Source organism: Stenotrophomonas sp. STEN087 (assembly GCF_056759115.1).
This window is the reverse complement of the sequence record NZ_JBRRCR010000040.1, coordinates 22,493-34,796: the sequence shown is the minus strand read 5'-3', so window position 1 is coordinate 34,796 and position 12,304 is coordinate 22,493. Positions and strand designations below refer to the sequence as shown.

10 protein-coding genes and 1 pseudogene are annotated in these 12,304 nt (G+C 68.8%); 6 read left to right on the top strand and 5 right to left on the bottom strand.

Annotated features, from left to right (window positions below):
- Window positions 1–141 precede the first annotated feature (141 nt).
- On the bottom strand, window positions 142–795 hold the full coding sequence (locus tag ACVOK1_RS12185; protein ID WP_108769110.1) for a response regulator: 654 nt from the start codon (window positions 793–795) through the stop codon (window positions 142–144).
- Entirely contained in the window at window positions 788–3,814 is a 3,027-nt protein-coding gene (locus tag ACVOK1_RS12180; protein WP_481562215.1) for a sensor histidine kinase, read from the bottom strand. The genes ACVOK1_RS12185 and ACVOK1_RS12180 overlap by 8 nt, the downstream gene beginning before the upstream one ends.
- Window positions 3,815–3,913: 99 nt before the next feature.
- Between ACVOK1_RS12180 and ACVOK1_RS12175 the strand changes: the two are divergent.
- The 5 genes and pseudogenes from ACVOK1_RS12175 (at window position 3,914) to ACVOK1_RS12155 (ending at window position 7,661) form a co-directional block, all read left to right on the top strand.
- Window positions 3,914–4,100, top strand: a pseudogene (locus ACVOK1_RS12175) (hypothetical protein).
- Window positions 4,101–4,178: 78 nt separating this feature from the next.
- The gene (locus ACVOK1_RS12170) at window positions 4,179–4,613 is read left to right on the top strand and encodes a helix-turn-helix domain-containing protein (protein ID WP_481562214.1); all 435 of its coding nucleotides are present in this window, start codon (window positions 4,179–4,181) and stop codon (window positions 4,611–4,613) included.
- Window positions 4,610–5,266 (top strand): hydrolase, encoded by a 657-nt coding sequence (locus ACVOK1_RS12165; protein WP_481562213.1) that lies wholly within the window; start codon window positions 4,610–4,612, stop codon window positions 5,264–5,266. The genes ACVOK1_RS12170 and ACVOK1_RS12165 overlap by 4 nt, the downstream gene beginning before the upstream one ends.
- A 2-nt stretch (window positions 5,267–5,268) precedes the next feature.
- Window positions 5,269–5,694 (top strand): DoxX family protein, encoded by a 426-nt coding sequence (locus ACVOK1_RS12160; RefSeq protein WP_108769105.1) that lies wholly within the window; start codon window positions 5,269–5,271, stop codon window positions 5,692–5,694.
- A gap of 119 nt (window positions 5,695–5,813) precedes the next feature.
- Entirely contained in the window at window positions 5,814–7,661 is a 1,848-nt protein-coding gene (locus ACVOK1_RS12155) for an amidohydrolase (RefSeq protein WP_481562216.1), read from the top strand.
- Between the two features lie 192 nt (window positions 7,662–7,853).
- Here the strand turns inward: ACVOK1_RS12155 and ACVOK1_RS12150 are convergent, their stop codons facing one another.
- Window positions 7,854–8,678 (bottom strand): alpha/beta fold hydrolase, encoded by an 825-nt coding sequence (locus ACVOK1_RS12150; protein WP_481562212.1) that lies wholly within the window; start codon window positions 8,676–8,678, stop codon window positions 7,854–7,856.
- A gap of 203 nt (window positions 8,679–8,881) precedes the next feature.
- On the opposite strand from ACVOK1_RS12150, the gene ACVOK1_RS12145 reads away from it, so the two are divergent.
- Window positions 8,882–9,292, top strand: coding sequence for a hypothetical protein (locus ACVOK1_RS12145; protein WP_406235944.1), 411 nt, complete (start codon window positions 8,882–8,884; stop codon window positions 9,290–9,292).
- A gap of 51 nt (window positions 9,293–9,343) precedes the next feature.
- Here the strand turns inward: ACVOK1_RS12145 and ACVOK1_RS12140 are convergent, their stop codons facing one another.
- Window positions 9,344–10,048: a DUF2968 domain-containing protein gene (locus ACVOK1_RS12140; RefSeq protein ID WP_481562211.1), complete on the bottom strand. Its 705-nt coding sequence runs from the start codon at window positions 10,046–10,048 to the stop codon at window positions 9,344–9,346.
- A gap of 99 nt (window positions 10,049–10,147) precedes the next feature.
- Window positions 10,148–12,295 carry a TadG family pilus assembly protein gene (locus ACVOK1_RS12135; RefSeq protein ID WP_481562210.1) on the bottom strand — a complete coding sequence of 716 codons (2,148 nt, stop codon included), beginning with the start codon at window positions 12,293–12,295 and terminating at the stop codon, window positions 10,148–10,150.
- Between the last annotated feature and the right edge of the window lie 9 nt (window positions 12,296–12,304).

Here is a 12,304-nt window from a genome sequence, read left to right as displayed (position 1 = left end):
GCGCCATCGAGCCCCCATGGATGGGTTTACGGCGTGTCCTGACCACCCACACCGCCCCGCCATCCCACGGGACGCAGGCTTTTGATCTTGCTTCGGCTTCTGCAGGTGCAGGGCTGCAAGCCCTGCAGAAAACCCTCACCTTCAATCGTGACCGCTGTCATCCAGGCTGATGATCCCGCGCCGCAGCGCCTGCGTCACCGCATGCGTGCGGTCACCCACGCCCAGCTTGTCCATCAGGCTCTTCATGTGCGCCTTCACCGTCTGCTCGGAAATCTGCATCCGCTCGCCGATGCGTTTGTTCGACAGGCCACCGGCAACGTGCCGCAGCACTTCCGTCTCGCGCGGCGACAGCCGGTCTTCCACCACGTGGGCGGCGATGCTCGCGGCCACCGCCGGGGGAATCGCGGCACGCCGGCCGCCGGCCACCGTGCGGATCGTGTCCACCAGTTCGTGGCGCAGCATGTCCTTCAGCAGGTAGGCGCTGGCGCCAGCCTGCAGCGCACGTACCGCACGCACGTCGCCACGGTAGGTGGTCAGCACGATGATGCGCGCGCGCGGGTCCAGTGCGCGGATCCGCACGATCGCTTCCACGCCATCCAGGCGCGGCATCTGCAGGTCCATCAGCACCACGTCCGGCTGCAGCTCCTGGTAGCGCGCGATGGCTTCCTCGCCGTCGGCGGCTTCGCCCAGCAGGCGCAGGTCCGGTTGCGCGCCGAGCAGGGCGGCCAGGCCGTCGCGCAGCAGGGGATGGTCGTCGACCACCAGTACGCCGATCGGGGAAGAAGACTCAGTCATGCTGCTTTGCACTCCAGGGCCAGCGCCAACGTGGCGACCGGCGGTGATACAGGCGCCGTGCGGGAACCGCCAGCGCGACTTCGGTGCCCAGGCCCGGGCGGGTCCACAGCTGCAGTTCCGCGCCAAGCCGCTGCGCGCGTTCGCGCATGCCCTGCAGGCCCCAGTGGCCATGGCCGGCATCGTCGTCGGCAATGCCGACGCCGTCGTCGCGCACATGCAGCAGGAAGCAGCGGCTGCCGTAGGACAGTTCCACCTCGATGGCGCTGGCCTGGGCATGGCGCAGGGCATTGCGGATCGCTTCGCGGCCGATCAGGAACACCTCCTCCACGGCATCGGGCCGCAGCGGCGGTGGCGTGCCTTCGACGGTCAGGCGCAGCGGGTTGGTGCCCTGGCCGGCGTACTCGGCATGCACGTCGGCCAATGCGGTGGCCAGGTCGCGGCCGGCGAAGGGACCATCGCGCAGCGCATTGACCCGCTCGCGGCCCTCGGCGAGGTTGCGTTCGGCCAGCTGCATCGCCGATTCCAGCTGGGTGCGCACGTTGTCCGGCGTCTGCGCCGACTGGCTGATCGCATGCAGGCGCAGGATCAGCCCCTGGCTGCCCTGCAGCAGGGTGTCGTGCAGATCGCGGGCGATGCGCTCGCGCTCGCCATGGCGTTCCTGCAGGCGCGCGCGGAACAGTGCGGCCAGCTGGCCGCTGCGGATGCGCACGGCCACCATCAGCGCCACCAGTACCAGCGCCGCGCACAGCAGCTTGAACCAGATCGTCTGCACGAAGGTGGAAGCGATGCTGAAGCTGCGGCTGGCCGGCGCCGTGCTCCAGATGCCGTCCTCGTTGGCCGCTTCCACCTCGAAGCGGTACGTGCCCGGGGCGAGGTTGGTGTAGTAGGCGCGCGTGCTGCTGCCGGCGTCCTGCCAGCCTTCGTCCACGCCGGACAGCCGGTAGCGGTAGCGGTTGCGTTCCGGCCGGGCCAGCGACAGCGCCACGTAATCGATCTGCAGCTGGGTGGTGCCGGCCGGCAGGCGCAGCCCTTCCTGCAGCGGTGCCTGGGTGGCGCCGTACAGCACATCGCCGATGCGCACGCCCGGTGCCAGGGTGTTGGTGTGCGAAGCGTTGGTGTCCAGCGACGCCAACCCCTGGTTGGTGGCCAGCCACAGCAGGCCGTCGGCGGCCAGCGCGGCGGTGGGAATCGGGCCGCTCTGCAGGGCGATGCCGGGCATGCCGTCGACTGCATCGAACAGGCGCGGTGCCACCGGTTGATGGGTGAGCACGGCATTGCGCAGGGCGGTGCGGTCCAGCCGCACCAGCCCGCGGCTGCCATTGAGCCAGAGCCGCCCATGTGCGTCGGCGACCATGCCGGTGATGCCTTCCAGCACGCCCGCCATGTCGGTGCGCACCTCGCTGAAGTGGCCCTCGCCGATGCGCGCGGCCAGCCCGGCTTCGCCGGCTACCAGCAGCATGTCCTGGTCCTGCAGCAGGGCGGTCACCGGCCCGACGGCCAATCCCTGGCGGGTATCGAAGGTCGCCACCCCGCGGTCATCCATGCGCCGCAGCCGACCATCGGCATAGCCCAGCAGCACGGCGCCATCGCTGGCCATCGCCATCGACGAACAGGCCTGTTCGGGCAGCCGCGGCTGGCGGTACCACTGCGCGTGCTGGTAGCGCAGGACGCCGCGCTCGCCGGCACACATCCAGGCGTCATCGTCGTTGTGGAACAGCAGCGCCTGCAGGGACTGCCCGGTATACGGAGCCGGCAGTGGAATGCGCGTGGCGTGGCCGCCGACGGTGCGGACCAGATTGATCCAGTCGAACTGCCACAACGGTGTCGGCGCCTGGCGTGCGGCGTCCTGCAGCTGCGCGGCGCTGTCGCCCAGCAGTGTGCGGCGCAGGTCGTAGGGTTTCAGGTCCTCGCCATAGCCATACACGCGACCGTCGCTGGCGCGTACCAGCGAGCGATAGGGATCGGTGGGGCCGGCCGCCAGGGTCTGCACGCTGCGCGCGCGGAAGCGGTTGAGGCCGAGGTTGGTGCCGACCCAGAGATTGCCTTCGCGATCCAGCAGGACCGGCACCGCCGACGTGGCGGTCAGGCCCTGCGGCGTATCGAAGCGCTCCATGCGCGTGGCCTGGTCGCCCTCGAAGGTGACCCGTGCCACGCCGCCATGCGGGCTCATCGTGGCCCACAGCGTGCCATCGGCGGTGAACTGCAGGCGCGCGGCGACCAGTTCGGGCAGGCGTCGCGCCTCGCGCTCGGCGGAAGGCAGCAGGCCGTGCGCGTTGGCCAGCGGCGAAGTGCCGCGAATGCGGTCGGCCAGCCAGATTTCGCCGCGCGGGCTTTCGGCCAACGAGGCCATCTGCGAGACGGCGATGCCGGTGTCCTCGAAGGTGCTGGCACCGGCGGGCCGTCGCCAGATCTTCAGGTCGGCCAGCACCCAGAACGTGCCCTGGCGATCATGCAGCAGCCACTGCACGCGCCGATCCGGTACGCCGCTGCCACGGGGCAAGGCCCGCCACTGCTGCCCATCGAACCAGCGCAGGCCGCCGTTGATGGCCGCCCACAGGTGACCGTCGCGATCACGGCTGAAATGTGGCACCACGCCGATCGGCACGCCCTCGGCGCGGCCGAAGCTGCGCAGGTGGCTGGCCGAAAGCTGGCTGATGCCTGCCTGGAAGTAGCCGATCCACAGGCTGTCGTCGGCATCCGTTGCCAGGGTGACCATGTTGGTGGAGGGGAACGTGCTGCCGGACGGCGCGGCCTGGCGTTCGAAACGGCGGCCGTCGAAGCGGTACAGGCCCGAGCCCGTCGCCAGCCACAGCATGCCTTGGTGGTCCTGGGCGATGTCCCAGATGTCGCCGGGCGCCCCCTGTCCGACCCGCCACGCGGTGTGCTGGTAGCCGGGCATGCCGTCGGCCACGACCGGCCGCTGCCCGGCGAAAGCGGGCAGGGCGATCAGCAGCAGGCACGACAGCAGCGCCGGCAGGCGACGCAGCAAGGGGAAGGGGCGGCCACGCATGGGCAGCATTCTGGCAGGTGCGGGGCAGCCGAGGGTGACCCGAACGGGGTAGGCGCGGTGGCGGCGGCATCGGCTATCACGCCGGCAATGGAGTGGTGGAGGCCGAGGATGCAGCGTCTGTTCGTGATGTTTCCCGATCGTGGGCCCGGCCTGGGCCTGCTCTGGCTGCGGCTGTGCCTGGCCGCTGCCGGCGCTGCCGCTGGCCTTGCTGCTGCTCGGCCCGGGCGCGTATTCGCTGGATGCACGGCAGTTCGGACGGCGCCTGCTGGCGCGTCGGCCTCCCCCGAACGGGTGAGTGGTGGCCTCGACGGACGGGGGTAGGGCATCGGCACCTGGCGGCCCACCATGGGGCACCCCGTCGCGGTGCTCTGTCATGGCCGAAGCTTCACCGCCCGTCGCCCCAGCCACCGCGTTGGCGCCACACCAGGCTGCCGCCCTGCAGCGCGCTCTGAGCTACATCGATGCGCATCTGTCGCAGCCGCTGCGGGTGACGGAGCTGGCCGAGGTGGCCTGCGTGAGCCGTTTCCATCTGGTGCGGCTGTTCCGCACCGGCACCGGTGCCAGCCCGCTGCGCTACCTGCGCCGTCGCCGCATCGAACGCGCGCGGCAACTGCTGCCGGCCGGCGACCAGCCGATGTCCCGCCTGGCCCAGCATCTGGGCTTCTTCGACCAGAGCCATTTCGTCCGCAGTTTCCGTGCCGAGACCGGCTGCAGCCCGGGCCAGTACCTGGCCAGTGATGCCGCCCTGCACATACCCGCTGTTCTCCCTTCTTCTGTTGCCCCGCCCACTACTGGAACCCACCCATGACCACTGCTACCGCCACGCCCGCCAAGGGCCTGCTTTCCCCGACCGACCACGCCCTGGTGCTGATCGACTTCCAGTCGCAGATGGCATTTGCCACCCACACCATCGACATCTCCGCGCTGCGCAACAACGTCTCGCTGATCAGCAAGGGCGCCAAGGGCTTCAACGTGCCGGTGGTGCTGACCACGGTCGCCGAGAAGTCGTTCTCCGGCCCGATGTTCCCGGAGCTGCCGGAGATCTTCGCTGGCCAGACCGTGTTCGACCGCACCTCGATGAACACCTGGGAAGACCCGCCGGTGATCGATGAAATCAACCGCATCGGCAAGCAGCGCCTGGTGCTGGCAGGCCTGTGGACCAGCGTGTGCATCGTCGGCCCGACCCTGTCGGCGCTGGAGCAGGGCTTCGAGGTCTACGTGATCACCGATGCCTGCGGCGATGTCAGCGATGAGGCGCACGAACGTGCGGTCACCCGCATGGTGCAGGCCGGTGCGCGCCCGATCACCAGCGTGCAGTACCTGCTGGAACTGCAGCGCGACTGGGCCCGTGGCGAGACCTACGGCCTGACCACCGGCATCGCCCGCGACCACGCTGGCGGCTACGGCATCGGCATCCAGTACGCCAAGACCATGTTCGGCGCGCAGGAAGGCGGTCACTGAGCATGGGTAACGGGCACGGCCTCGATATGGCCCTGCTGATCCTGCGCGTGGCAGCGGGAGGTTTCCTGCTGCCACATGCGCTGGGGAAGCTGTTTGGCTGGTTCGGCGGCCCGGGCCTGGCCGGTTTTGCCGGTGAACTGCGCGGCTTCGGCCTGCCGGCGGTGGCGCCGCTGCCGCTGCTGCTGGCCCTGTTGCAGGTGGCCTCCGGCCTGGCCGTGCTGCTGGGCTGGCAGACCCGCATTGCCGCACTGGCCGCGGCCGCGTTCATCGCCTTCACCGCGCTGCTGGCCCTGCCCAAGGGCTGGTTCTGGATGCGCGGTGGCACTGAATACCCCTTGATGTGGACGCTGGCCCTGCTGGCGATCGCCCTGGCCGGGCCGGGCGCCTGGGCGCTGGATGGCCTGGCCCTGCCTGGAGACATCGCATGAGTTCCTCCCCCCTCGACCACGGCCGACGCAACGTCGTGCTGGCCAGCGGCGCCGCGATGGCGCTGGGGCTGGCCGGCGGTGCCGCCGCGGCCATCGAAACCCTTCCGAAGGAGCGTCGCATGAGCACGCTGGTCATCAGAAACGCCCGCGTCACCACCCTTGATCCGCAGCAGCCACACGCGCAGGCACTGGCGGTGCAGAACGGTCGCATCGCCGCGGTCGGCAGCGATGAACAGATCATGCGCGAATGGGGCAATGAAGCCACCATCATCGACGCACAGGGCCGCCGCATCGTGCCCGGCCTCAACGACAGCCACACCCACCTGATCCGTGGTGGCCTGAACTACAACCTGGAACTGCGCTGGGATGGCCTGCGCTCGCTGGCCGATGCGATGGCCATGCTGAAGGCGCAGGTCGACCGTACCCCGGCACCGCAGTGGGTGCGGGTGGTCGGTGGCTTCACCGCAACGCAGTTCACCGAGAAGCGCCTGCCCACCCTGCAGGAGCTCAACGACATCGCGCCGGACACGCCGGTGTTCCTGCTGCACCTGTACGACCGGGCGCTGCTGAACCGCGCCGCGCTGCGGGCGTGCGGCTACACCAAGGAGACACCGGATCCGCCCGGTGGCCAGATCGTGCGCGACTCGCTGGGCAACCCGACCGGCCTGCTGCTGGCCAAGCCCAACGCGCTGATCCTGTACGCGACGCTGGCCAAGGGCCCGCGCCTGCCGATCGAGTACCAGGCCAACTCCACGCGCCACTTCATGCGTGAGCTGAACCGCCTTGGCATCACGTCGGTGATCGATGCCGGTGGTGGCTTCCAGAACTACCCGGAGGACTACCAGGTCATCGAACAGCTGCACCGCGACGAGCAGCTGACCGTGCGCATCGCCTACAACCTGTTCACCCAGAACAAGGGCAGCGAGGTCAACGACTTCCGTGGCTGGAGCGAGATCCTGCAGCCGCGCCAGGGCGACGACCTGCTGCGCCACAACGGCGCCGGCGAAATGCTGGTGTTCTCCGCCGCCGACTTCGAGCTGTTCAACGAGCCGCGTCCGGAGCTGCCGCCGGAACTGGAGCCCGAGCTGCACGACGTGGTGAAGCTGCTGGTGGAGAAGCGCTGGCCGTTCCGCATCCACGCCACCTACGACGAGAGCATCACCCGCATCCTGGATGTGTACGAGCAGGTGAACCGCGAGGTGCCGTTCGATGGCCTGCACTGGTTCATCGACCACGCCGAAACCATCACCCCGCGCAACATCGAGCGCATCCGCGCACTGGGCGGCGGCATCGCCGTGCAGCACCGCATGGCCTACCAGGGCGAAGCCTTCGTCGAGCGCTATGGCGTGCAGGCCGCGCGGCATACGCCGCCGGTCAAGCGCATGCTGGCCGAGGGCGTGCCGGTCGGCGCCGGTACCGATGCCACCCGCGTGGCCAGCTACAACCCGTGGGTGGCGCTGTCGTGGCTGGTGACCGGGCGCACCGTCGGTGGCCTGGCCCTGTATGGCGACGAGAACCTGCTGGAACGCGAACAGGCACTGCGCCTGTGGACCCAGGGCAGTGCGTGGTTCTCCGGCGACGAGGCGGTGAAGGGCACGCTGAAGCAGGGCCAGCTGGCCGACTTCATCGTGCTGTCGTCCGATTTCTTCCGCGTCGATGATGCGCAGATCGCCGACATCACCAGCCTGCTGACCGTGGTCGGTGGCCGCATCGTGCACGCCGACGGCGACTATGCCGGCCTGGCACCGCAGCTGCCGCCGGCGATGCCGGACTGGTCGCCGGTGAACAAGTTCGGTGGTTACCACATTGGCGGAACCGCCACCGGCCTGGCCGCGGCGCACCATCACCACCACGGTGTGGCCTGCGGCACCCACGGTGCCCACGGCCATGCCGCGCAGCACGCGGCACCGACCGACGACCTCACCGCGTTCTGGGGCGCGATGGGCTGTTCCTGCTTCGCGTTCTGAGCCGGATCCCGGGTAGTGGGGGGGGGGGGCGCGGCGGCCCCGCGGGGGGGGGGGGGGGGGGGGGGGGGGGCGGGGGGGCGGGGGGGGGGGGGTTGGCGCTGGTTCGCTTACGCCGCGGCAGCCGGGGGTGGGCGGGCGGCGGCCCGCCACTACCGGAGGGGCGGCGGCGCTTTTGGGCGCCGCCGCGTTGCATCACTTGCGTACGAACGCCAGCAGGTCGGCGTTGAACTGGTCGGCGTGGGTGATGGTCAGGCCGTGCGGGGCACCGGCGTAGACCTTCAGCTCGGCGTCCTTGATGATCTGCGAGGACAGCTTGGCCGACGCATCGAACGGCACGATCTGGTCGTCATCGCCATGCACGACCAGGGCCGGCACGTCGATCTTCTTCAGGTCTTCGGTGTAGTCCACTTCCGAGAACTCGTGCACGCAGTCGTACTGGCCCTTGACGCCGCCCAGCATGCCCTGCAGCCAGAACGAATCGCGCATGCCCTGGGTGACGCTGTTGCCATCACGGTTGGCGCCGAAGAACGGTGCGGTAAGGTCCTTGAAGAACTGCGAGCGGTCACCGCCGGTGCCCTTGCGGATGCCGTCGAACACTTCCAGCGGGGTGCCGGCCGGGTTGGCCTCGGTCTTCAGCATCAGCGGCGGCACGGCGCCGACCAGCACCACCTTGGCCACGCGCTTGCTGCCATGGCGGCCGATGTAGTGGGCCACTTCGCCACCACCGGTGGAGTGGCCGACCAGGATCGCGTCCTTCAGGTCGAGCGCATCGAGCACCGCGGCCAGGTCGTCGGCGTAGGTGTCCATGTTGTTGCCGTCCCAGGTCTGGCTGGAGCGGCCGTGGCTGCGGCGGTCATGGGCGATGACGCGGTAGCCGTTCTGGCCCATGAACAGCATCTGCGGATCCCACGCGTCGGACGACAGCGGCCAGCCATGGGCGAACACGATCGGCTGGCCGGTGCCCCAATCCTTGTAGAAGATGCGGACGCCATCTGTGACGGTTACGAAGTTGCTCATTGCGGGTTCCTTTGGCGGTAGGGGAAAGACAACCGGCGGTGACGCTGCCGGCGTACCGGCAGTAGAGCGCAGGATCCGCCGCGCGGCTTGCACGCCTGTGTCCGATGGATGGCAGGCGGTCGCAGGTAGGGACGACGCGTTCCGCTCTGGCGGCGGGCGGTCGATGCTGGCCACGATGCCCGCTCTGCCAGGGAGGACGCTGCATGAAGAAGATGCTGTCGGGGGCGATCGTGGGTTGGCTGCTGGCCGGTACCGCGCTGGCCCAGACCCATGTCTACAAATGCGTGGACGGGCCGCACCCGGTCTACCAGCAGACGCCGTGCCAGGGGCGGGCGGAATGGCGCTGGGACGTGCCGGCCGAGACGGCGCAGGCACGAGGCAAGGGTGATTCAAAGCCCGCGCGCCCGGCGCAGGCGGGCAGGGCGCCGGCCAATGTGCGGCGTGGCCGTCGCGCTCGGGCCGAGGGCGCACTGATCACCCTCGCGCGGGATCCCGCCGGCTGCGAGCAGGCGCGCCGCGAGCAGGCGCGGAAGATGACGCGTGCGCGTCGGCTGGACTACCAGCAGCGGCGGCAGCTGGACGACGCCCTGCGCCTGGCCTGCCAGTCCCCCTGAAACAGCAACGGCACCCGAAGGTGCCGTTGCGTGTGGTGCAGTGCCAGGAACTCAGTTGCCGTCGCTGGCCGCCGCCGGAGAACCGGAAGCTTCCGCCTTCGGCAGGCTGAGCTCCGGATTGCCCTGTTCGGCCTGCAGGATCTGGATGCGGCGCTGCAGGGCGTCCAGCTGGTTGTTGGTGCTCTGCACATCGGTGCTCAGGCTGACCGCCTGCTGCTGGGCCTGCTGCAGGGACGCGCTGACCTGGGCCGACTGTGCCTGCTGCTGTTCCATTTCCTGCTGCAGGGTGCGCAGGCGCTCTTCGTTGTACGACACCAGGCGTTCGGTGTAGCGCTTGCCTGCTTCCAGGCGGGTGGTATCGATGTAGACCTGGGCCAGCTGCTCGGTCTGCTGCACGAAGGTGCGGTAGACGCGCTCGGCGTTGTCGACGGCATCGGTCTTGATGACGCGCCAGAAGTTCTTTTCCTGGAACAGCGCCACGTAGTAGGTCAGGGTGCTGGCGTTGAACAGCAGGCTGGCGCCGTAGTTGCCGTTGTAGGTGGTACGCAGCTCGGTGAGCTGGTTCCCATCCATCAACTGCTTGAGTTCGTCCACCGTATTGCGCACCACCGGCCCGCTGCGGACCGGTTCGGCCGCCGCTTCGCGATCGCCGCGTGCTGCCAGTGCCGACGGTGCCACCAGGATCATGGCCATGGCCAGCAGTGCCGCGCCGCGCGGATACCGGGCGAAGACGGTGCCCCCTGAAGTTTCTCGCATGTCTAGACCATCCACGAACGAAGTGTGGTTGAAATGAATGTGGTTCCCCGCCGCGAGTCTAGCATGGGCGCAGCGGACGCCAACCGCACTGGACGGCACTCAATACACCAGCTGGGCGGCATTGCACTGGATCGACTGCATGCTGACGTCGGTCCGGCCCAGTTCCAGGCCCAGCAGATCGGCCAGCAGGTTGGTCAGCAGTGCGCCAACGCTGTTGAGAATGGGCTTGAGCACGGCCAGGACGGGCGTGAGTACTGTGCACAACAGGCCCGAGCAGCTGACGTTGTTACCGGGAGCGGTGACGCCGCCACCGGCACTGGGGTCGTTGAATCCGCCGGGTTTGGTCTGGATGTAGGACGCCAGGTTGTCACGTACGCAGTTGTTGTAGTTCAGCAGGTTGCCCAGCAGGCTGTCGCAGCGCCTCACCAGCAGCTGCCCGGTGAGCCCTCCGATCAGTCCTTCCAGGGCGCCCAAGCCCTGGCCGGTGACGGTGACCCGGTACGCAGCCCAGACCGAGCCCGGCTCGTAGCAGGTGCCCAGCAGGAGCAGGCCGCACGCATAAGGCACGCCGTTCGGCGCGTCCCACTCTCCCAATCCATTCAGTTCAATGGAAGGATTTCCGTTGATCAGCAGCGGGATGACATTGTCGACGTTGTAGCGGCCGCCGTTGGGATGCGCAGCGGTCAGGTAGCGGTCAGCCAGGGCCGTCGCGGCCTGCTTGGCATCGCTGGTGGGGCCGCTCAGCATGCCGGACAGCACGCGCAGCAGCTCATTGACCAGGCCTGACACCGTATCTCCCAGCGCCAGCGGATTGACCCGGGTGGAGCCGGTCTGACCAGCGGCCAGCGTCAGGTTCTGGCTATCGGTCAGCGCCGGCAGGGTGATCTTGTTGTTGATCAGCGGCTGGCCGAGCAGGGTCAGCAGCTGGGCGTTCTGCAGCGTCGCGTCGCAGACATTGCTCTTGGAGAAGACATCAGCGGCATTGACGGTGCCGACGCACGCCCGCAGCACCGACGAGTCCACCTTGACCGTGGCAGTGGGCGGTGTGGCGCCGCACTGGATCGAGGTCAGCGTGCCCATCGCGTTGGTGACATCGACGTGCAGCGGCAGGTGCAGGCGCGTACCCAGCAGCGACAGCAATGCGCCGATGGCAGGCACGCGGTTGCTGTCGACGTCCACCATCAACCGCACCTGCGCGTTGTAGGCGCGCGCACCGATGCCGCCGATGGCGATGGACGGCGGCTCGATCACGCCGGCCTTGGCCTCGATGCCGAGCAGGTTGAGACCGCGGACCTGCAGGCCATTGTTGTCATTGGCGATGGAAATGCCCGTATTGAGCAGGTCCAGTACGTTGATCTTCGATTCCAGCGCGCTGCCGATGGTTCCATCCGGCGCGATCACTTCGGCGAACAGGCCGCCACCGCCCGTCTGGCTGCCAAGGGTGATGTTGGCCTGGTTGATGTCCAGGCTGGTCGACACCAGGCTGCCCAGCGCACGCAGCTGCGCGGCGGCCACGCTGTCACGCCCGAGCACGACGGCGGTGGCATCGACCAGCTGTGCCAGCGAGATCCTGTTGACCGACAGCAGGCGGTTGAAATCGGCCACGCTCAGGTTGGCCTCCACCGGGATGCCCAGCGCCTTCAGCAGGCCCGACGGGGTCACGCTGACCTGGGCCAGCCCGTCGTAGGACAGCACGGTGGCGTTGCTTACATCCAGGCCGACCAGGCGCAGGGTGGACATCAGCGGCGAGTTGCCATTGGTGCGCAGCAGCTGAGAGCCCACGCTGAATACCGCGGACGGCGCGGTGCGCTTGGCCACGGCCTGGGCGCTGACCGTCGGCAGCTGCGCATTGATGCCGAAGAACGGCAGCACACTGCGATGCGCCACCACCTTCACCGCATTGCGCGGGTTCTCCGCGCTGACGGTGGCGAGGAAGTGATCGGCGCTGGCGTGGTTGGCGTTCCAGTTGCCGCAGCTCACCTCCAGCTGGCCACCGAAGCCATTTTCCTGCAGTGCGTTGTGGCGGGCGGCGGCGTTGTCGGCGTTGCCGGACGTGCACAAGTCCAGGCGCTGCGCGCCGGCCAGGGCGGCCAGGTCGGCCACCTTCTGCGCATCGCGCTTGGCCCAGAGCAGGTAGCCCACTTCCACCAGGCCGAGCATCGTCACCAGCGAGACCAGCACCAGCATCATGGTGACCGACATGCCACCGCGTTGGTGGAACGCAAGGGTGCGCGGCGCACGGCTCATCGTCGAATC